General features: G+C 50.8%; 20 protein-coding genes. 9 read left to right on the top strand and 11 right to left on the bottom strand.

All coding sequences use genetic code 11. The features are described 5' to 3' along the window. Window positions 1-192: 192 nt before the first annotated feature. The gene (gene narK, locus ACJHYO_RS09500; RefSeq protein WP_024222886.1) at window positions 193-1,584 is read right to left on the bottom strand and encodes a nitrate transporter NarK; all 1,392 of its coding nucleotides are present in this window, start codon (window positions 1,582-1,584) and stop codon (window positions 193-195) included. A 338-nt stretch (window positions 1,585-1,922) separates the two neighbouring features. On the opposite strand from narK, the gene narX reads away from it, so the two are divergent. Together narX and narL are read left to right on the top strand one after the other, a co-directional pair. Then, on the top strand, window positions 1,923-3,719 hold the full coding sequence (gene narX, locus ACJHYO_RS09495; RefSeq protein WP_000918037.1) for a nitrate/nitrite two-component system sensor histidine kinase NarX: 1,797 nt from the start codon (window positions 1,923-1,925) through the stop codon (window positions 3,717-3,719). Next, on the top strand, window positions 3,712-4,362 hold the full coding sequence (gene narL / locus ACJHYO_RS09490) for a two-component system response regulator NarL (protein WP_000070491.1): 651 nt from the start codon (window positions 3,712-3,714) through the stop codon (window positions 4,360-4,362). Before narX ends, narL begins: the two co-directional genes overlap by 8 nt. Here narL and ychO read toward each other — a convergent pair whose 3' ends face one another. Continuing rightward, window positions 4,363-5,757: an inverse autotransporter invasin YchO gene (ychO, locus tag ACJHYO_RS09485; RefSeq protein WP_000086188.1), complete on the bottom strand. Its 1,395-nt coding sequence runs from the start codon at window positions 5,755-5,757 to the stop codon at window positions 4,363-4,365. 184 nt (window positions 5,758-5,941) lie between these two features. Between ychO and ychN the strand changes: the two genes are divergently transcribed. Continuing rightward, window positions 5,942-6,295 carry a DsrE/F sulfur relay family protein YchN gene (ychN, locus tag ACJHYO_RS09480; RefSeq protein ID WP_001169659.1) on the top strand — a complete coding sequence of 118 codons (354 nt, stop codon included), beginning with the start codon at window positions 5,942-5,944 and terminating at the stop codon, window positions 6,293-6,295. A 43-nt stretch (window positions 6,296-6,338) separates the two neighbouring features. Here ychN and chaC read toward each other — a convergent pair whose 3' ends face one another. After that, window positions 6,339-7,034, bottom strand: a complete 696-nt coding sequence (chaC, locus tag ACJHYO_RS09475; RefSeq protein ID WP_001295621.1) for a glutathione-specific gamma-glutamylcyclotransferase — start codon at window positions 7,032-7,034, stop codon at window positions 6,339-6,341. 157 nt (window positions 7,035-7,191) lie between these two features. After that, window positions 7,192-7,422: a putative cation transport regulator ChaB gene (chaB, locus tag ACJHYO_RS09470; protein ID WP_001146444.1), complete on the bottom strand. Its 231-nt coding sequence runs from the start codon at window positions 7,420-7,422 to the stop codon at window positions 7,192-7,194. Between the two features lie 269 nt (window positions 7,423-7,691). Here chaB and chaA point away from each other — a divergent pair, with 269 nt between their 5' ends. Then, the gene (gene chaA, locus ACJHYO_RS09465) at window positions 7,692-8,792 is read left to right on the top strand and encodes a sodium-potassium/proton antiporter ChaA (RefSeq protein ID WP_000063608.1); all 1,101 of its coding nucleotides are present in this window, start codon (window positions 7,692-7,694) and stop codon (window positions 8,790-8,792) included. Window positions 8,793-9,201: 409 nt separating this feature from the next. After that, complete coding sequence (locus ACJHYO_RS09460; protein WP_016265910.1) at window positions 9,202-9,309, top strand: type I toxin-antitoxin system toxin Ldr family protein; 108 nt, start codon at window positions 9,202-9,204, stop codon at window positions 9,307-9,309. A 149-nt stretch (window positions 9,310-9,458) separates the two neighbouring features. Here ACJHYO_RS09460 and kdsA read toward each other — a convergent pair whose 3' ends face one another. The 6 genes from kdsA to hemA are packed head-to-tail and all read right to left on the bottom strand — an operon-like array spanning window position 9,459 to window position 14,763. Then, a complete protein-coding gene (kdsA, locus tag ACJHYO_RS09455; protein ID WP_000811058.1) occupies window positions 9,459-10,313 on the bottom strand; it encodes a 3-deoxy-8-phosphooctulonate synthase in 855 nt (284 codons plus the stop codon). Between the two features lie 35 nt (window positions 10,314-10,348). Continuing rightward, complete coding sequence (gene sirB1 / locus ACJHYO_RS09450; protein ID WP_001764444.1) at window positions 10,349-11,158, bottom strand: invasion regulator SirB1; 810 nt, start codon at window positions 11,156-11,158, stop codon at window positions 10,349-10,351. A 3-nt stretch (window positions 11,159-11,161) separates the two neighbouring features. Beyond that, window positions 11,162-11,554, bottom strand: a complete 393-nt coding sequence (sirB2, locus tag ACJHYO_RS09445) for an invasion regulator SirB2 (RefSeq protein WP_000200375.1) — start codon at window positions 11,552-11,554, stop codon at window positions 11,162-11,164. Further along, entirely contained in the window at window positions 11,551-12,384 is an 834-nt protein-coding gene (prmC, locus tag ACJHYO_RS09440) for a peptide chain release factor N(5)-glutamine methyltransferase (RefSeq protein WP_000456474.1), read from the bottom strand. The genes sirB2 and prmC overlap by 4 nt, the downstream gene beginning before the upstream one ends. Continuing rightward, a complete protein-coding gene (gene prfA / locus ACJHYO_RS09435) occupies window positions 12,384-13,466 on the bottom strand; it encodes a peptide chain release factor 1 (protein ID WP_000804726.1) in 1,083 nt (360 codons plus the stop codon). Before prfA ends, prmC begins: the two co-directional genes overlap by 1 nt. Window positions 13,467-13,506: 40 nt before the next feature. Then, the gene (gene hemA / locus ACJHYO_RS09430) at window positions 13,507-14,763 is read right to left on the bottom strand and encodes a glutamyl-tRNA reductase (protein WP_001682829.1); all 1,257 of its coding nucleotides are present in this window, start codon (window positions 14,761-14,763) and stop codon (window positions 13,507-13,509) included. A gap of 213 nt (window positions 14,764-14,976) precedes the next feature. Here hemA and lolB point away from each other — a divergent pair, with 213 nt between their 5' ends. The 4 genes from lolB (at window position 14,977) to dauA (ending at window position 19,353) form a co-directional block, all read left to right on the top strand. Next, the gene (gene lolB / locus ACJHYO_RS09425; RefSeq protein ID WP_085455485.1) at window positions 14,977-15,600 is read left to right on the top strand and encodes a lipoprotein insertase outer membrane protein LolB; all 624 of its coding nucleotides are present in this window, start codon (window positions 14,977-14,979) and stop codon (window positions 15,598-15,600) included. Further along, complete coding sequence (ispE, locus tag ACJHYO_RS09420; protein WP_021580702.1) at window positions 15,600-16,451, top strand: 4-(cytidine 5'-diphospho)-2-C-methyl-D-erythritol kinase; 852 nt, start codon at window positions 15,600-15,602, stop codon at window positions 16,449-16,451. The genes lolB and ispE overlap by 1 nt, the downstream gene beginning before the upstream one ends. Window positions 16,452-16,601: 150 nt before the next feature. Beyond that, window positions 16,602-17,549 carry a ribose-phosphate diphosphokinase gene (prs, locus tag ACJHYO_RS09415; protein ID WP_001298109.1) on the top strand — a complete coding sequence of 316 codons (948 nt, stop codon included), beginning with the start codon at window positions 16,602-16,604 and terminating at the stop codon, window positions 17,547-17,549. A gap of 124 nt (window positions 17,550-17,673) precedes the next feature. Continuing rightward, complete coding sequence (gene dauA, locus ACJHYO_RS09410; RefSeq protein WP_001033350.1) at window positions 17,674-19,353, top strand: C4-dicarboxylic acid transporter DauA; 1,680 nt, start codon at window positions 17,674-17,676, stop codon at window positions 19,351-19,353. A gap of 54 nt (window positions 19,354-19,407) precedes the next feature. On the opposite strand, the gene ychH is transcribed toward dauA, so the two are convergent. Further along, the gene (gene ychH, locus ACJHYO_RS09405; RefSeq protein WP_000823885.1) at window positions 19,408-19,686 is read right to left on the bottom strand and encodes a stress-induced protein YchH; all 279 of its coding nucleotides are present in this window, start codon (window positions 19,684-19,686) and stop codon (window positions 19,408-19,410) included. Window positions 19,687-19,956 lie beyond the last annotated feature (270 nt).

Here is a 19,956-nt window from a genome sequence, read left to right as displayed (position 1 = left end):
CACCTGTGGTTATTTAAACCATTAAGATTTTTATGCAGATGGGTATTAAGGAGTATTCCCCATGGGTAACATATTAATGACTCTTAATGAAATCCAGCGAAATAAGCCATACAACATTAGTATGTTGTAACTAAATGACGCATAAAAAAAGCGCGACATCATGCCGCGCAAAGGATAATCAAATATTACGATTTATTTTTTAGAATGCCGACCATATACCGCCCAGGTAATCACCACGCAGGCGATATAGAAAATCAAAAATACTTTCATTGCGCCGACTGGCGAACCCGTTAATGCCAGCGAGCTACCAAACGCTTTCGGGATAAAGAAGCCACCAATCGCGCCAATCGCAGAGATGAAACCCAGCGCCGCCGCCGTGTCGGTTGCCGCTTCACGCATCGCACGTTCGTCAGAACCCCCTTCTGCTTTCACGCGATCCATTGTCAGTTTACGGAAGATCACGGAAATCATCTGGAAAGTGGAACCACTACCCAGCCCAGCGGTCAGGAACAGCGCCAGGAAGACTGCGAAGAACGCCATGAAGCTTCCGCCCTGTCCGTCAGTCGGTAAGGTCAGGAACAGCAGGCCGCTGAAAATCGCCATCAGGATAAAGTTCACCAGAGTGACACGAGTTCCGCCCAGACGGTCAGATAATGCACCACCTGCAGAACGCGCCAGCGCACCAATAAACGGCCCGAAGAAAGCGTATTGCAGAATCTGAATATCCGGGAACTGCGTTTTTGACAGCATCGCAAAGCCCGCGGAGAAGCCGATGAAGGAGCCGAAGGTTGCCAGATACAGCAGGCTCATAATCCACAGATGACCCCGTTTGAGTACCGGCAATTGCTCCTTGATGGAGGCTTTCGAGGTAGCAAGATCGTTCATGCCAAACCACGCCGCAATGGTGAAGATGGCAAGGAACGGCACCCATATCCAGGACGCATTCGCCAGATACAGCTCAGTCCCATCCGGCTGTTTGACGCCCTGGCTACCAAATACTGCGAAAATCGACAGTGATACCACCAGCGGAGCAACCAACTGCATGACGCTGACGCCCATGTTGCCCAGACCACCATTCAGACCCAGCGCGCCACCCTGCTTCTGTTTCGGAAAGAAGAAGCTGATGTTTGCCATACTGGATGCGAAGTTCGCGCCAGCAAAGCCGCACAGCAGAGAAATGATGATGAAGACGCTATAAGGCGTGGAGGTATCCTGCACGGCAAAACCCAGCCAGACGCAAGGAATAATCAGAATACCGGTGCTGAACGCCGTCCAGCGACGACCACCAAAGATAGGAACCATAAAGGAGTATGGAACACGTAATAACGCGCCAGAAACCGAAGGCAGCGCAGTCAACATAAATAGCTGATCGGTCGTAAAATTAAAACCGACTTTCGGTAAGTTCACCGCAACAGCGCTGAACAACATCCATACGCAAAACGCCAGCAGCAGACAGGGAACGGAAATCCACAGGTTGCGGCTGGCAATACGTTGACCGCGTTGTTGCCAGAACGCAGGATCTTCCGGTCGCCAATCTGTAATGACAGCTCCAGTAGCCCTTTCGGGGGCGGATGAGTGACTCATAGACACCTCTGATACTCGTTTCGATGTCTGCCACCTTAGTGTCTGTAGCTAAAGGCAATTTGATGTAAATCAAACGATAAGATAACTTTATCTATCATTGATATTTATCATTATCCATAGTGAGTACAGTGATTTCATAAAAATTATGAGATTTTTCACGGTGCTGTAAAATCCCTACCCTTACCGATGTAAAGCGACTAACCACACGGCAAATAAGGAGTAACTCTTTCCGGGTATGGGTATACTTCAGCCAATAGCCGAGAATACTGCCATTCCAGAATGTATCGTCACATTCATTAAGGTTATTGCTCATTTAAAGCCTGAAGGAAGAGGTTTACATGCTTAAACGTTGTCTCTCTCCGCTCACCCTGGTTAATCAGGTTGCGCTTATTGTGTTGCTTTCTACTGCTATTGGACTGGCAGGGATGGCGGTTTCTGGCTGGCTGGTGCAAGGCGTTCAGGGCAGCGCCCATGCGATCAACAAAGCGGGATCGCTGCGCATGCAAAGTTACCGTCTGTTGGCAGCAGTGCCATTAAGCGAGAAAGACAAGCCCTTAATTAAAGAGATGGAACAAACAGCATTTAGCGCCGAGTTGACTCGAGCAGCAGAACGAGACGGGCAACTGGCGCAATTACAGGGTTTACAAGATTACTGGCGTAATGAACTGATCCCTGCACTGATACGTGCACAAAACCGCGAAACGGTGTCAGCGGATGTCAGCCAGTTTGTTGCCGGGCTTGATCAGCTGGTATCTGGTTTTGATCGCACCACGGAAATGCGCATTGAGACAGTGGTGCTGGTCCATCGGGTAATGGCGGTATTTATGGCACTTTTACTGGTATTCACTATTATCTGGTTGCGGGCGAGATTGCTACAACCGTGGCGGCAACTGCTGGCAATGGCGAGTGCCGTCAGCCATCGCGATTTTACCCAACGCGCAAACATCAGCGGGCGCAACGAAATGGCGATGCTTGGAACTGCGTTGAACAATATGTCTGCAGAACTGGCCGAAAGTTATGCCGTACTTGAGCAGCGGGTTCAGGAGAAAACCGCCGGGCTGGAGCATAAAAATCAGATCCTCTCTTTTTTATGGCAGGCTAACCGCCGTTTGCATTCCCGCGCCCCGCTGTGTGAACGCCTGTCACCTGTACTCAACGACTTACAGAATTTAACCCTGCTACGTGATATCGAACTGCGGGTGTATGACACTGATGATGAAGAGAATCATCAGGAGTTTACCTGCCAGTCAGATATGACTTGTGATGATAAAGGCTGCCAGCTCTGCCCGCGCGGCGTATTACCCGTTGGCGATCGCGGCACAACCCTGAAGTGGCGGCTGGCTGACACTCATACGCAGTACGGTATTTTGCTGGCGACCCTGCCGCAGGGGCGTCATCTTAGCCATGATCAACAACAACTGGTGGATACCCTGGTTGAACAACTCACCGCCACGCTGGCGCTGGATCGCCATCAGGAACGTCAGCAACAGTTGATCGTGATGGAAGAGCGTGCCACCATTGCGCGCGAACTGCATGATTCTATTGCCCAATCTCTCTCTTGCATGAAGATGCAGGTGAGTTGCTTACAGATGCAGGGCGATGCGCTGCCAGAAAGCAGCCGCGAACTGTTAAGTCAGATCCGTAACGAACTGAATGCATCCTGGGTGCAGTTGCGTGAATTGCTCACCACATTCCGTTTGCAGCTCACCGAGCCTGGATTACGTCCGGCGCTGGAGGCGAGTTGCGAAGAGTACAGCGCCAAATTTGGCTTCCCGGTGAAGCTGGATTATCAATTGCCGCCTCGTCTGGTGCCTTCGCATCAGGCAATCCACTTGTTGCAAATTGCCCGTGAGGCATTAAGTAACGCCCTCAAACATTCGCAAGCGAGTGAGGTCGTGGTGACGGTGGCGCAAAACGATAATCAGGTCAAACTGACCGTCCAGGATAACGGCTGCGGCGTGCCTGAAAATGCCATCCGCAGCAATCACTACGGCATGATAATAATGCGCGACCGTGCGCAAAGTTTACGAGGCGATTGCCGCGTCCGCCGTCGTGAATCAGGTGGCACCGAAGTGGTGGTCACCTTTATTCCCGAAAAAACTTTCACAGACGTCCAAGGAGATACCCATGAGTAATCAGGAACCGGCTACTATCCTGCTGATCGACGATCACCCGATGTTGCGAACTGGCGTAAAACAGCTTATCAGTATGGCACCAGATATCACTGTGGTTGGCGAAGCGAGTAATGGCGAACAGGGTATTGAACTGGCGGAATCTCTTGATCCCGATCTGATCCTGTTAGATCTCAATATGCCCGGCATGAACGGTCTGGAAACGCTGGATAAACTGCGCGAAAAGTCCCTCTCCGGGCGCATTGTGGTATTCAGCGTCTCTAACCATGAAGAAGATGTGGTCACCGCACTGAAACGGGGCGCGGATGGCTATCTGTTAAAAGATATGGAACCGGAAGATCTGCTGAAAGCGTTACATCAGGCAGCTGCTGGCGAAATGGTATTAAGCGAAGCATTAACGCCTGTTCTGGCCGCCAGCTTGCGCGCTAACCGTGCCACTACTGAGCGCGATGTTAACCAGTTAACCCCACGAGAGCGCGATATACTCAAGCTAATTGCCCAGGGTTTGCCGAACAAGATGATTGCCCGCCGCCTGGACATCACCGAAAGCACAGTAAAAGTTCACGTCAAGCACATGCTGAAGAAAATGAAGCTAAAGTCTCGCGTGGAAGCTGCGGTATGGGTGCATCAGGAGCGCATTTTCTGATTACGGTTCCCAGCGCAGTTCGTCGTTTGACAATGCGTCGAACGGTTCGACAAGCGTTAGCGTGATCTCATTGGAGGAGACACGCTGCCCCTGGTTATCTTCCACCACCACTGACAATCGCCAGTGATTGCTTGCGCCTTCCCCGTTTTGCCAGTCAGGCATGATCAGCGTCCAGCCCTCCTCACTGTTGGCTTGTGCGCCCGGCGTCAAACTTAATATCTGCGTATCGCCCTGCCAAATCAGTTGCCGAATACCGTAACGACTGCGGATTTGTAATTTCAGCGGCACTGTTTCGCCAGGTTTTAGATCCCACGGAGGTGTCGCCAGAAACACCGTTAACGTTTTTCGCTGTCGGTACTCAAGAGTCGGAAGATTATTTCGCTGCGGATTGTCATAGCGACTACCACGTAACGACTGACTTTCGACAACCTCGCCCGCAGAAAGTTGTTTTTTGAGCGGTACACCAAAGCGGTAGTTAAGATTCAGCCCGAGGTTATTTTGATTCTCGCCACTTTCACCCTGTTTATGCTGGGCCGTCACAGTGACTAAGGGCACAGGGGTGTAATTTAATCCCAGACTCAACGCGACGGGATTGTGATAACCCGTACCAGAGTTAAACAAATCGACACGATCACCAAAATACTGTTCTACGCTGACACTGGTATTGAAGTGTTGATAGAACGGCATGCGCATCCGGGCTGTCAGGTCGTACCCGCGCGCCATCCGTTGTTCCTGCGTGGCTGTCTGTTCATGCCATGCAGCAAACGGCTGATAAAAGTTTGCCGATAGTCGCAAATATTCGCCCCACGCTTCAGCGCCAAAGCCCGCTCGCTGAAGATTTTCGTCCAGCAAGTTGTCATAAAAAGTGTTATAACCCACCAGCCAGCTGCCGCGCGCCCAGCGTTGCCCAACGCCCACATTGCTCACCAGCCCATCATCCTGCTGAGTAAGACCAAGCTGGCTCCAGGTGAGATAACGATCATTATCTTGTAACGGCACAAACCAGCTTCCACGACTGCCGGTGAAATGTCCTTCGTTATCCACTTTGACGTCAACACTGGCATTTCCCCACGGTGATAGCCAGGACTCTACGTGCTGATTAACCTGTTGACTAAGCGCGTCGCGGACCTTTTCCAATGCGAAAGCTTTTGCCTGCTCGCCAGTATCAAGCCCGTTATCATTCATACTGGTTTCGCCGAAATCTTTCACAATTTCAGCAAAGTGTTTTTCCCCATCATGATTTTCAGGTGCCATGCCTAAATCCGGCAGACCATCATTGTTATTATCAAAGGGATTTGCCGCTTTTTGCTCGAAGGTAGATTGTGCGTTAGCTGTACCGCCTGCCGCCAGCAAGAGTAAATAAAACGGAATAATGCGAGGAACGAAACGGCTCAAAACGTCGGTAACTTCCGGTAAAAATGAAAAACCATAGCCTTAAAGAATAACGATTACTGGCACCTTTTGTCGTATTTTCTCGCGCTTTCAGGAAAATCCTTAAAAATGTGACCGATTGGTCAGACGCTGCAGAAGCAGTAAGATAGAAGATGAGTGTCTAATTCCCTGAATACAGGAGTAAATAATGCAAAAAATCGTGATCGTTGCCAATGGCGCACCTTACGGGAGCGAATCCTTGTTTAACAGCTTGCGGCTGGCCATTGCGTTACGAGAGCAGGAGAACAATCTGGATCTGCGTCTGTTCCTGATGTCTGATGCGGTCACAGCCGGGTTGCGCGGGCAAAAACCAGGGGAAGGCTACAACATTCAGCAAATGCTGGAGATCCTTACCGCTCAGAATGTACCGGTGAAATTGTGCAAAACCTGTACCGACGGGCGCGGGATTAGTACACTTCCTCTGATTGATGGGGTGGAAATCGGTACTCTTGTTGAACTGGCGCAATGGACGCTGTCAGCCGATAAAGTGCTCACATTTTAATGTTTGAGGGGGCGTCTGACGCCCCACTATGAGGGAAGTTTACTCAGGCGAATCCCGGCCGTAACACACCATCCGGATAATTCTCCGCCAGCAGTTTTTTTACCGATACCAGCAAATCATTCAGCCCATCGTCCTGCATTCCCAGTTTGATAAGCTCCTGTTCCAGTGAAAACAGGTATTGTGCATTGGTTCCCAGCGGACCGCTCGCCGCCGCAATCAACGGCGCTATGACCTGAGCGCGAGTGTCAGATTCATATTCTGGATGTCGCGGGTCCATAATAAACACAATGGCGTTTACTGTGCGTCCATCATCAAGATCAAGCTGACACCAGGTTGGCAGATAACAGCCGGTAATCATCTCGCGCTTCCACAGCAGGGTTAGTTCCTGCTCCAGCGTCTCTTCTGGCAGTCGATAGGCGACGCCTGTGGTGCGTCCGCCCTCTTTCAGTGCAAGCATTCGTCCCGGCTGGTGCGCAGTCCCGCGCCCGGCGGTCAGGCGCAGGCAAAACGCGCGATGCCATCCAACCAGTGTACCGGTGCACGACTCGGTAAACTCCAGTGCCGGATTCCACATCAACGATCCATAACCGAAGATCCACACCGGTCCCTCATCAGGTCGACAAGCCAGCGTCGCCGCCAGCGAAGCCGCCCGTTGTTCTGCTGACCATAAGAGTGATTCTTCAATGGCACCAAATGCCGTTTTACAATCGGCATTCATCAAGAAATCACGCGTTATCACCTTACACCTCCGCCACTGCATACTTCCCTGCGACAACTTTTTGGTGTCTTCCGGACATTTTTACTGCTCATTTTGAAACCACTAACGGGACAATATGCAATCCACGGACCACTTGCAAGGCAACACCGCACGAATAGCTTTAACTAAGCTACCGGTTTTACGATTTTTTATGCCATTTATCATCATCCCCTTTGGCATATTCATGCTTCACAGCAGCCCAGGCCACTTTATGCGCTGTTTCTTCGCGACTGGCGTCATCACGCCGATCTTCTTTATCTTTATATTGATCCCATGCGCTGTTGAACGCTTCTTTATAGATATCCTGGGCATGAGACGGAAGCACGTGCTTTACGCTTTCCGGCAGATCGCTTTTCGTTTTATACGGCATCGTTGACTCCTTTTACAAAGTTGAACATTAAGTGTGGTCAACAATATCTACTCTTGCCAAAACATAAGAATTTTCATGTCAGACTCTTCTTAAGAAGTGCTAAAACAAACATTGTCTAAACGTATTACTTATTTTTATGCCCAAATGAGTAAAAAATCGACAGCGGGGTAAAAATTCGTAAAATGTTACCGATATCCAGACAATTTCTGTTATTTTTCCTACCTATTTTTTACATTTTCGATAAATTCATCTGCAAAGGGATAACCATAATGTCAAATGCTCAAGAGGCGGTAAAAACCCGCCACAAGGAGACTTCGCTTATTTTCCCGGTTCTGGCGCTGGTAGTGCTGTTCCTGTGGGGAAGCAGCCAGACACTACCAGTGGTCATTGCCATCAATCTTCTTGCGCTTATTGGTATTTTAAGTAGCGCCTTTAGTGTTGTCCGTCATGCGGACGTATTAGCCCATCGCCTGGGAGAACCTTACGGTTCGCTTATTCTTAGCCTTTCAGTGGTTATTCTTGAAGTCAGTTTGATTTCAGCTTTAATGGCAACCGGCGACGCCGCGCCAACGCTAATGCGTGATACGCTCTATTCAATCATTATGATTGTTACAGGTGGGCTGGTTGGCTTTTCATTATTGTTGGGCGGACGTAAGTTTGCCACCCAATATATGAATCTGTTTGGTATCAAGCAGTATTTAATTGCGCTGTTCCCCCTTGCGATAATCGTACTGGTATTTCCAATGGCGCTGCCTGCGGCGAATTTTTCAACAGGTCAGGCGTTACTGGTAGCATTAATTTCTGCGGCAATGTATGGCGTATTTTTGCTGATCCAGACCAAAACGCATCAAAGTTTGTTTGTCTACGAGCACGAAGATGACAGTGATGATGACGACCCGCACCACGGTAAACCGTCTGCCCATAGCAGCCTGTGGCATGCCATCTGGTTGATTGTCCATCTGATTGCCGTTATTGCAGTCACCAAAATGAACGCCAGCCCGCTGGAGACATTGCTCGACAGCATGAATGCGCCTGTCGCCTTTACTGGCTTCCTGGTGGCTCTGTTGATTCTGTCGCCGGAAGGTTTAGGTGCGTTAAAAGCAGTGTTGAATAACCAGGTCCAGCGCGCGATGAATCTGTTCTTTGGTTCAGTGTTGGCAACCATTTCGCTTACCGTACCTGTCGTCACGCTAATTGCCTTTATGACGGGTAACGAATTGCAGTTTGCACTTGGTGCGCCAGAAATGGTGGTGATGGTGGCCTCTTTAGTACTGTGCCATATCTCCTTCTCCACCGGACGAACTAACGTGCTCAATGGCGCGGCGCATCTGGCACTGTTTGCAGCTTATTTAATGACAATATTTGCCTGACATTTATATCTCCTCCGATGGCGGAAATCGGAGGAGATAATAAAAATTATCTGCTTATAGTATTTCTTCATACTACCTGAACAGATTGTTAATCAGATTTGCGAGCCTGTACCACAACCTGCACGAAACCACTGCAACAGCTGATGAAAAGCCGGAACGCGTACAGCATTGCGCACATTTCAGGGATGAAGTGAATATAAATTGAGACGTAGTATCGACACCAAGCCGGCGTTATCCGGTGAGGCGCAATGTTGTGGGGGCTTTATCCCTGGCGGCATTGGTTGCTGGAAAGAGAAAACCCCCGCACGTTGAGAGGTCAAACCTGACAACAGAACGGGGGCTAATCTTGAACCATCAACAATTCAAGAATAGCCGCAAAATGTTGTCATTACAACAAAAAGGCGGCTATATGACGCTCGCGCAGTTTGCCGTGATTTTCTGGCACGACCTGGCAGCACCGATCCTTGCGGGAATTATTACCGCAGCGATTGTTGGCTGGTGGCGTAGCCGGAAGTAAGGTGAAAACGGGCGTCAGGCTGCCGTGATGGCAATATGCGCCCGAAACCGGTCGCAGGGGTAACAGCCTGCGGCCTTTTTTGTCTTCTTTGACCATGAAAAAAACCCTACCGTAGAACGATAAGGTTTTTGTTTTCAAAGCAGAAAAGATTACTTGCTGGTATCCAGCTCTTCGAAACCTTTAACCAGATCATCAATCGCTTTCATCTGCTTGAGGAACGGCTCCAGTTTAGCCAACGGCAGCGCGGATGGACCGTCACATTTCGCATGTTCCGGATCTGGATGCGCTTCAATAAACAGACCAGCCAAACCTACAGCCATACCGGCACGTGCCAGTTCGGCAACCTGGGCGCGGCGACCACCAGAAGCTGCACCAAACGGATCGCGGCATTGCAGTGCGTGGGTAACGTCGAAAATTACCGGGGAGTTGCCAGAGACTTTCTTCATTATGCTGAAGCCCAGCATATCAACGACCAGGTTGTCGTAACCGAAGTTAGCGCCACGGTCACAAAGAATCACTTTATCGTTGCCGCCTTCTTTGAATTTATCAACGATATTACCCATCTGTCCCGGGCTGACAAACTGCGGTTTCTTGACGTTAATTACCGCACCGGTTTTCGCCATGGCTTCAACCAGGTCAGTCTGGCGAGCAAGAAACGCTGGCAACTGAATAACATCTACCACATCAGCAACAGGCTGTGCCTGGCTTGGCTCGTGAACGTCAGTGATAATTTTTACGCCAAATGTCTGTTTCAGTTCCTGGAAGATTTTCATCCCTTCTTCCAGTCCTGGTCCACGATAAGAGTGGATGGAGGAACGGTTGGCTTTGTCAAAAGAGGCTTTGAACACGTAAGGGATACCCAGTTTCTGGGTTACGGTTACGTAGTGTTCGCAAATGCGCATCGCCAGATCGCGAGATTCCAGCACGTTCATACCACCAAACAGCACGAACGGCAGGTCATTTGCTACGTTGATGTCGCCAATGCTAACCACTTTTTGTTTCATAGGATCGCCTTAATCTTAAGTAAAGTGTCGATTAATTAATGCAGCACAATATGTTTATGCGCGATGTTGTTAATTTGCGCACGTATCATTTCGCTGATCGGGTCTTCCGGACACTGTTCAACGAAATAATTTAAATCATTCAACGCAACATGTTCGCAATCCAGTTGCGCGTAAATCAACCCACGATCGCGAATTTCATACGGATCTTCCGGGTTAAATTGTAATAAGGCCTCGCTGGTGCGTAATGCCAGTTCCATCTGATTTTCTTCCATCAGCGACGCTTTGAGTGTATCCAGCAATTTGCGGATTACCTCAATGTTATCAGCTTCATCAAGGTCTTCATAAAACAGTTCCGCCGACGGGCTGATATTTCCCTTTAACCATACATCCAGCATATGTTCGCTTAACGATTCACCGTTAAAAGGATTAATCAGCCAAATTTCGCCATCCGGACATTCAATGCGCAATATCAGCTGCGTAGGGAAAATCACCGGCAGCAGCGGCAAATCGAGACGATTCGCGACCCATAATAAAACCGCACCTAATGATACCGCACTGCCCTGTCGATTCTTTAACACCTGGTCCAGCCATAATGCATCGGAAAGACGATAAACGCCGCGTGAGGCTTTAAACCCCCATTCGCCGTAAAACAGCGCGATTAATTTTTCTAGCTGCTCTTCTAATGGCAGAAGCTGGCTAATTTCTTCCTTCGCCAGACTAACGAGACGCTCCAGTTCGTCGTAAACATCTTGCGAGGGAAAATCGCGGCGGATTGCTTCGCAAGCCAGGATCATGCCTTCGCACAATGGCGCTTTATTAAATTCGAAATCAGCTAACGATCTCATGACTTACCCCAGTAACGGTACTTTTGTGGTGGCGAGTTTAATGATGATGTACAGCACCACCAACGCCAGCGGGAAGGCAATAATGCGCGCCTGCTGACTGTGCATACGACGATAATCGAGTGCAATAAAACCCAAAACAATATAAATGATAACTCCAAACAGCTTTTCAGTCAGCCACTGTGCCTGCCCGGAAAATGGCTGGATGTGCGCTTTAGCCATCAACGCAATGCCGCTTAACAATAACAGCGTATCGACAACCGGCGGCACAATGCGCGTCCAGCGAGCAAATGCCTGTGGATGCTTCTGATAACGTAGCCAGAAACGTAAGGTCAATAGCCCAACAGAAAGCGCGATACTAATGAGATGAACGCTAAGCAACGTAGAAAAACTTGTCATTGATAATAGCGGCCGAGCGTTACGCGCTCGTTATCCCCATAGTCACGGCAGGTTTCGACGTCATGATACCCCGCGAAGATAAATGCCTGTCGCACCGCTTCACCCTGCTGCCAGCCATGCTCCAGAAGCAGAAAGCCGCCGGATACCAGCGCGTTACGCGACTGTTCGATGATATGCACGATGTCTGCCATTCCACTGTCTGCCGCAACCAGCGCAGTGAGCGGCTCAAAGCGGACATCGCCTTGTTGAAGATGTGGGTCCTGCTCGTCAATATACGGCGGATTGCTGACAATCATCGCAAACTGCTGCCCGGCTAGCGCGCTAAACCAGTCGCTTTGCAGAATGTGGATATTTTTGATAGCCAGATGCTGGGCATTACGTTGCGCCAGAGAGACAGCATCTGGCATACGATCTACAGCGGTAATTTCGCAGTCCGGACGCTCGCTGGCCAGCGCCAGCGCAATCGCCCCGGTACCCGTCCCGAGATCGAGAATACGGCAAGGTTGTTCAGGCAACCGCGCCAGTGCCTGCTCCACCAGACACTCCGTATCCGGGCGCGGAATTAAGGTCGCTGGCGAAACAAATAACGGCAACGACCAGAATTCTCGCACCCCGGTTAAATGAGCAATGGGTTCACCATCGCGACGACGCGTCAGTAGCGCATCAAGTTGCTGACATTGTTCGTCAGTCAGCTGCGTTTCACCAAAGGCGAGAATAAAAGTACGCCCTCTGCCGGTAACATGCTCCAGCAGGATTTCAGCATCACGCCGCGGGCTTTCGCTCGCCTGAAGTTGGCTTATTGCTTCACGTAACCAGTGTTGATATTCCATTATTCCTGCTCGGACAACGCCGCCAGTTGGTCGGCCTGATGTTCCTGGATAATCGGTTCAATCAGCATATCCAGCTTACCTTCCATCACTTCATCCAGGCGGTAGAGCGTCAGGTTGATGCGGTGATCGGTAACGCGCCCCTGTGGGAAGTTGTAAGTACGGTTACGGTCGCTGCGATCGCCACTCCCCAGCAGGTTACGACGGGTAGACGCTTCGGCCTGTTGCCGTTTTGCCATTTCAGCAGCGTGGATGCGAGCACCGAGTACAGAAAGTGCTTTAGCTTTGTTTTTATGTTGTGAACGTTCGTCCTGACATTCAACAACAATCCCGGTCGGCAAGTGAGTAATACGAATTGCCGAATCGGTGGTGTTAACGTGCTGACCACCCGCCCCTGACGAGCGGAAAGTATCTATGCGTAAATCTGCTGGGTTGATGTCCGGCAGTTCTGCGTCAGGCAGTTCTGGCATTACCGCAACGGTACAGGCAGAAGTATGAATACGACCCTGCGATTCCGTAGCAGGAACACGCTGCACGCGATGACCGCCAGATTCGAATTTCAAACGACCATATACACCGTCACCGCTAATTTTGGCGATGATCTCTTTATAACCACCATGTTCACCCTCGCTGGCGCTCATGATTTCTACACGCCAGCGGCGGGCTTCGGCGTAACGGCTGTACATACGGAACAGATCGCCAGCGAACAGCGCCGCTTCGTCGCCGCCGGTTCCGGCACGGACTTCGAGGAAGGCGTTACGTTCGTCATCAGGATCTTTTGGTAGTAACAGAACCTGTAATTGCTGTTCCAGTTGCTCGCTTTTTTCTTTAGCTTCGCGCAGTTCATCCTGCGCCATCTCACGCATTTCAGGATCGTCGAGCATCATCTGTGCGGTTTCGATATCTTCCTGAACCTGTTGCCAGTCGGTAAAACAGCGCGAAACATCACTTAACTGCGCATATTCACGAGATAATGCGCGAAAACGTTCCTGGTCAGCGATGGTTTGCGCATCACCCAGCAGTGCCTGAACTTCTTCATGGCGTTCATGCAGGGCTTCCAGTTTGGCAACGATAGAAGGCTTCATAGGCGTAAATGCACCCTGTAAAAAAGAAAATGATGTACTGCTACTCCAGCCCGAGGCTGTCGCGCAGAATATTCAGGCGTTCGTTATCCCCGTCACGGGCGGCCTGTTGAAGTGATTTCGTTGGCGCATGGATCAGGCGGTTAGTCAGTTTCCATGCCAGATCTTGCATTATGGCTTGCGCGTCGCCGCCCTGCTCAAGAGCGGCTAATGCTTTGGCGGTTAACTCATCGCGAACTTGTTCAGCCTGGCTGCGATAATCGCGAATGGTTTCGCTGGCGCTTTGTGCGCGTAGCCACGCCATAAATTCGCTAGTTTCCTGAGCAACGATAGTTTCCGCCTCAACTGCGGCGGCTTTACGTTGCGCCAGGTTGTGCGAAATAATGCTTTGCAGATCGTCAACGCTATAAAGATAAGCATTCGCCAGTTTACCAACTTCCGGCTCAACATCGCGCGGAACGGCAATATCCACCAGCAGCATTGGTTGATTGCGACGGCTTTTTAATGCGCGCTCCACCATGCCTTTACCGATAATCGGCAACGGGCTGGCGGTGGAACTGATGATGATATCGGCTTCGCGCAGACGTTCGTCGATATCGCTCAGGGCAATCACTTCCGCGCCAACCTCATCTGCCAGAATTTGGGCACGTTCGCGAGTGCGATTGGCGATAATCATCTTCTGTACTTTGTGTTCGCGCAGATGACGCGCCACCAGCTCGATGGTTTCGCCCGCGCCAACCAGCAGTACCGTCACCGTAGAGAGCGATTCAAAGATCTGCCGCGCCAGCGTACAAGCCGCAAAAGCGACAGACACAGCACTGGCACCGATATCTGTTTCAGTGCGAACGCGTTTCGCCACAGAGAAAGATTTCTGAAACATGCGTTCCAGTTCGCTGGCCTTCATATGACCTTTTTGCGAATCGGCAAACGCTTTTTTCACCTGACCGAAGATCTGCGGCTCGCCAAGGACGAGAGAATCAAGCCCACTGGCAACGCGCATTAAATGACTGACCGCATCGTTATCCTGATGCCAGTAGAGGCTATTACGCAGATCGTCTTCGTTGAGATTATGGTAATCACACAACCAGCGAATGAGCGCCTCTTGCAGGTCATCCCGTTCTTCAACGCTGAGATAAAGTTCTGTGCGGTTACACGTCGACAGCACCACACCGCCCTGCACCATCGGCTGCGCGAGCAGACTGTCAAGCGCCTGATCGAGCTTATCCGGCGAAAACGATACACGTTCTCGCAGCGATACAGGTGCCGTTTTATGGTTGATACCGAGTGCTAAAAGGGTCATGTCTGCGGGAAATAATACCAACGTTGATAGGGTTAGTCTGCTTGCATCATACAGGATGCGTAAGATCAATAAAAGAGAGCGCCCCCTTTTGGAGTAATTGCCGAAAGCCGTTAGATTCTGGCAATTAAGACAACGTGAACATAGACGATGGCTAACGGTAACGCTAGCATTAAGGGTTATAACTGCAACGTATCTCAAGGACTTGTCATTATTATGCCCCTGCCCGATTTTCGCTTTATCCGCCTGCTACCGCTAGCAGCCCTCGTGCTCACTGCCTGTTCTGTTACCACACCCAAAGGCCCAGGCAAAAGCCCGGATTCGCCACAATGGCGTCAGCATCAGCAAGACGTGCGCAATCTTAATCAGTATCAAACTCGCGGCGCGTTCGCTTATATTTCTGACCAACAAAAAGTGTACGCCCGTTTCTTCTGGCAGCAAACTGGCCAGGATGGCTACCGTCTGCTGCTGACTAACCCATTGGGCAGCACGGAACTGGAGCTGAATGCTCAACCGGGTAACGTGCAGTTAGTCGACAATAAAGGTCAGCGTTATACCGCCGATGACGCCGAAGAGATGATTGGCAAATTGACCGGAATGCCAATTCCGCTCAACAGCTTGCGCCAGTGGATTTTAGGTTTACCGGGTGATGCGACTGACTACAAACTTGACGACCAGTACCGCCTGAGTGAAATCACCTACAGCCAGAATGGCAAAAACTGGAAAGTTGTTTACGGTGGTTATGACACAAAAACTCAACCTGCGATGCCAGCCAATATGGAACTCACCGACGGTGGTCAACGCATCAAGTTAAAAATGGATAACTGGATAGTGAAATAATGCGGACACAGTGGCCCTCTCCGGCAAAACTTAATCTGTTTTTATACATTACCGGTCAGCGTGCGGATGGTTACCACACGCTGCAAACGCTGTTTCAGTTTCTTGATTACGGCGACATCATCAGCATTGAGCTTCGTGACGATGGGGATATTCGTCTGTTAACGCCCGTTGAAGGCGTGGAACATGAAGATAACCTGATCGTTCGCGCAGCGCGGTTGTTGATGAAAACTGCGGCAGACAGCGGGCGTCTTTCGACGGGAAGCGGTGCGAATATCAGCATTGACAAGCGTTTGCCGATGGGCGGCGGTCTCGGCGGTGGTTCATCCAATGCCGCGACGGTTCTGGTGGCGTTAAATCATCTCTGGCAATGCGGACTAAGCATGGATGAGCTGGCGGAAATGGGGCTGACGCTGGGCGCAGATGTTCCTGTCTTTGTTCGTGGTCATGCCGCGTTTGCCGAAGGCGTTGGTGAAATACTAACGCCGGTGGATCCGCCAGAGAAGTGGTATCTGGTGGCGCACCCTGGTGTAAGTATTCCGACACCGGTGATTTTTAAAGATCCTGAACTCCCGCGCAATACGCCAAAAAGGTCAATAGAAACGTTGCTAAAATGTGAATTCAGCAATGATTGCGAGGTTATCGCAAGAAAACGTTTTCGCGAGGTTGATGCGGTGCTTTCCTGGCTGTTAGAATACGCCCCGTCGCGCCTGACTGGGACAGGGGCCTGTGTCTTTGCTGAATTTGATACAGAGTCTGAAGCCCGCCAGGTGCTAGAGCAAGCCCCGGAATGGCTCAATGGCTTTGTGGCGAAAGGCGTTAATCTTTCCCCATTGCACAGTGCCATGCTTTAAGCCGGGCAAGCTGAGTTTCGGTGACAACGTCACCTTGTTCCAGACGTTGCATCGCGCTCTTTAATACACCGCCTGGAAAGAATCATGCCTGGCCCGCACAGTTTTCGGCAGATTCTTTCCACCAATGGACGCATGCCTGAGGTTCTTCTCGTGCCTGATATGAAGCTTTTTGCTGGTAACGCCACCCCGGAACTAGCACAACGTATTGCCAACCGCCTGTACACTTCACTCGGCGACGCCGCTGTAGGTCGCTTTAGCGACGGCGAAGTCAGTGTACAAATTAATGAAAATGTACGCGGTGGTGATATTTTCATCATCCAGTCCACTTGTGCCCCTACTAACGACAACCTGATGGAATTAGTCGTTATGGTTGATGCCCTGCGTCGTGCTTCCGCAGGTCGTATCACCGCTGTTATCCCCTACTTTGGCTATGCGCGCCAGGACCGTCGCGTCCGTTCCGCTCGTGTACCAATCACTGCGAAAGTGGTTGCAGACTTCCTCTCCAGCGTCGGTGTTGACCGTGTGCTGACAGTGGATCTGCACGCTGAACAGATTCAGGGTTTCTTCGACGTTCCGGTTGATAACGTATTTGGTAGCCCGATCCTGCTGGAAGACATGCTGCAGCTGAATCTGGATAACCCAATTGTGGTTTCTCCGGACATCGGCGGCGTTGTGCGTGCCCGCGCTATCGCTAAGCTGCTGAACGATACCGATATGGCAATCATCGACAAACGTCGTCCGCGTGCGAACGTTTCCCAGGTGATGCATATCATCGGTGACGTTGCAGGTCGTGACTGCGTACTGGTCGATGATATGATCGACACTGGCGGTACGCTGTGTAAAGCTGCTGAAGCTCTGAAAGAACGTGGTGCTAAACGTGTATTTGCGTACGCGACTCACCCGATCTTCTCTGGCAACGCGGCGAACAACCTGCGTAACTCTGTAATTGATGAAGTCGTTGTCTGCGATACCATTCCGCTGAGCGATGAAATCAAATCACTGCCGAACGTGCGTACTCTGACCCTGTCAGGTATGCTGGCCGAAGCGATTCGTCGTATCAGCAACGAAGAATCGATCTCTGCCATGTTCGAACACTAATCGAACCCGGCTCAAAGACCCGCTGCGGCGGGTTTTTTTGTCTGTAATATCCATTTGTATGACCTATGCCTCCTTCACCTGCCATTTAGTTGACAGATGATGCGCTCACGGATGAAACATTATTGTGAACAAAATATTTTCCTCACATGTGATGCCTTTCCGCGCTCTGATCGACGCTTGCTGGAAAGAAAAATATACTGCCGCACGGTTTACCCGTGACCTGATTGCCGGGATAACCGTCGGGATTATTGCTATCCCGCTGGCGATGGCGTTGGCTATTGGTAGTGGTGTGGCCCCCCAGTACGGTTTATATACCGCAGCTGTTGCGGGGATTGTCATTGCTCTGACGGGGGGGTCACGCTTTAGCGTTTCCGGTCCGACTGCGGCATTTGTGGTAATTCTCTATCCCGTTTCGCAACAGTTTGGACTGGCAGGACTGCTGGTTGCGACCTTGCTGTCGGGAATCTTTTTGATTCTGATGGGGCTGGCACGCTTTGGTCGCCTGATTGAGTATATTCCGGTTTCCGTCACCTTAGGTTTCACCTCGGGTATCGGGATCACCATCGGTACCATGCAGATTAAAGATTTTCTCGGTCTGCAAATGGCCCATGTCCCGGAACATTATCTACAAAAAGTCGGCGCATTATTTATGGCGCTGCCGACCATTAATGTGGGTGATGCAGCCATTGGCATTGTGACGCTTGGCATTCTGGTTTTCTGGCCGCGTCTGGGCATACGTTTACCCGGCCACCTTCCGGCCTTGCTGGCTGGTTGCGCGGTGATGGGGATTGTTAACCTGCTCGGCGGACATGTTGCTACCATCGGTTCGCAATTCCACTACGTCCTGGCCGATGGTTCTCAGGGTAACGGTATTCCGCAACTGCTGCCGCAACTGGTGCTGCCGTGGGATCTGCCTAATTCAGAATTCACGCTAACCTGGGATTCTATTCGCACACTGCTGCCTGCGGCATTCTCAATGGCAATGCTCGGCGCAATCGAATCTCTGCTCTGCGCCGTGGTGCTGGATGGTATGACCGGGACAAAACACAAGGCGAACAGCGAACTGGTTGGACAGGGATTGGGGAATATTATCGCTCCGTTCTTTGGTGGTATTACCGCTACAGCTGCCATCGCGCGTTCTGCCGCTAACGTCCGTGCCGGGGCAACTTCCCCTATCTCGGCGGTGATCCACTCTATTCTGGTTATTCTTGCCCTGCTGGTACTGGCACCGCTGCTCTCCTGGCTGCCGCTTTCCGCCATGGCAGCCCTGCTGTTGATGGTGGCGTGGAACATGAGTGAAGCGCACAAAGTGGTCGACTTGCTGCGTCATGCACCGAAAGATGACATCATCGTCATGCTGCTGTGCATGTCGCTGACCGTGCTGTTCGATATGGTTATTGCCATCAGCGTGGGGATCGTGCTGGCATCGCTGCTGTTTATGCGTCGTATCGCACGTATGACTCGCCTGGCACCGGTAGTCGTAGACGTTCCAGACGATGTCCTGGTTCTGCGCGTTATTGGCCCGCTGTTTTTTGCTGCCGCTGAAGGCTTATTCACGGACCTGGAGTCACGTCTTGAAGGCAAACGGATTGTGATTCTGAAGTGGGATGCCGTTCCGGTACTTGATGCTGGTGGTCTTGATGCGTTCCAGCGTTTTGTGAAGCGTCTGCCCGAAGGATGTGAACTGCGCGTGTGCAACCTGGAATTCCAGCCACTGCGCACTATGGCTCGCGCAGGCATTCAACCGATCCCGGGACGCCTCGCATTCTTCCCGAATCGTCGCGCGGCGATGGCGGATTTATAAGTACGAGATTGACCAGTCAGCGCAAACTGACTGGTCAGCAAACTGCATTATTTGTTAGCTATGACGGCGATTGTCGCTACGGCGGCAACGTTTGTCATAGTGGCGAACCCACCAGTAACGGTCGCACACCTGTTCATGCCCGCCAACACGGGCACCCGCCAGCCAGAGAATCGCACCGACGAAAATACTTAGCACAGCACCATGTGCGAAATACTGGGGCATATTAAACTGTGGTAACTGGTTGAGGATTGAATACCCCACGCCGACCACCATTACCACCAGACCCAACCCCATGAGCACGTTACCGAGTAACGAAGCGTTTTTGCGTTTCATATGTCACCTCCGGAACTTTCTGGGTTGTAACAGGGAATACCCCTCTTCCTTATGTGTAAAGTATAGACAACACCCTGTAGGTTATGTGCGGGTGTGATCACAATTACAACCCTTATTTCAACAAAACTTTACAAATAAACGCCTGAACACCTTGACTTTCTAATAGTCCACTCAGGCAATAATTGCATTATCTGCATTTGATACGCAGTTTTTTGTCAAGCGGGGCCGCAACCAGTAAACTACGCGCCAGTTATGTACACACTCAGGACA

This window comes from Escherichia sp. WS1118 (assembly GCF_046487695.1).
In the GTDB taxonomy this organism is placed as follows: Bacteria; Pseudomonadota; Gammaproteobacteria; order Enterobacterales; family Enterobacteriaceae; genus Escherichia; species Escherichia coli.
Note: the sequence above shows the minus strand (reverse complement) of the source record. Positions and strands in the feature narration are given on the sequence as shown.

What these genes read in the sequence shown, in the direction of transcription:
- chaB (WP_001146444.1), bottom strand. Translation starts at nt 7,422, where the DNA reads ATGCCGTATAAAACGAAAAGCGATCTGCCGGAAAGCGTAAAGCACGTG.
- chaA (WP_000063608.1), top strand. Translation starts at nt 7,692, where the DNA reads ATGTCAAATGCTCAAGAGGCGGTAAAAACCCGCCACAAGGAGACTTCG.
- prmC (WP_000456474.1), bottom strand. Translation starts at nt 12,384, where the DNA reads ATGGAATATCAACACTGGTTACGTGAAGCAATAAGCCAACTTCAGGCG.
- narK (WP_024222886.1), bottom strand. Translation starts at nt 1,584, where the DNA reads ATGAGTCACTCATCCGCCCCCGAAAGGGCTACTGGAGCTGTCATTACA.
- kdsA (WP_000811058.1), bottom strand. Translation starts at nt 10,313, where the DNA reads ATGAAACAAAAAGTGGTTAGCATTGGCGACATCAACGTAGCAAATGAC.
- lolB (WP_085455485.1), top strand. Translation starts at nt 14,977, where the DNA reads ATGCCCCTGCCCGATTTTCGCTTTATCCGCCTGCTACCGCTAGCAGCC.
- narL (WP_000070491.1), top strand. Translation starts at nt 3,712, where the DNA reads ATGAGTAATCAGGAACCGGCTACTATCCTGCTGATCGACGATCACCCG.
- narX (WP_000918037.1), top strand. Translation starts at nt 1,923, where the DNA reads ATGCTTAAACGTTGTCTCTCTCCGCTCACCCTGGTTAATCAGGTTGCG.
- ychH (WP_000823885.1), bottom strand. Translation starts at nt 19,686, where the DNA reads ATGAAACGCAAAAACGCTTCGTTACTCGGTAACGTGCTCATGGGGTTG.
- hemA (WP_001682829.1), bottom strand. Translation starts at nt 14,763, where the DNA reads ATGACCCTTTTAGCACTCGGTATCAACCATAAAACGGCACCTGTATCG.
- sirB2 (WP_000200375.1), bottom strand. Translation starts at nt 11,554, where the DNA reads ATGACAAGTTTTTCTACGTTGCTTAGCGTTCATCTCATTAGTATCGCG.
- ACJHYO_RS09460 (WP_016265910.1), top strand. Translation starts at nt 9,202, where the DNA reads ATGACGCTCGCGCAGTTTGCCGTGATTTTCTGGCACGACCTGGCAGCA.
- sirB1 (WP_001764444.1), bottom strand. Translation starts at nt 11,158, where the DNA reads ATGAGATCGTTAGCTGATTTCGAATTTAATAAAGCGCCATTGTGCGAA.
- ispE (WP_021580702.1), top strand. Translation starts at nt 15,600, where the DNA reads ATGCGGACACAGTGGCCCTCTCCGGCAAAACTTAATCTGTTTTTATAC.
- ychN (WP_001169659.1), top strand. Translation starts at nt 5,942, where the DNA reads ATGCAAAAAATCGTGATCGTTGCCAATGGCGCACCTTACGGGAGCGAA.
- prfA (WP_000804726.1), bottom strand. Translation starts at nt 13,466, where the DNA reads ATGAAGCCTTCTATCGTTGCCAAACTGGAAGCCCTGCATGAACGCCAT.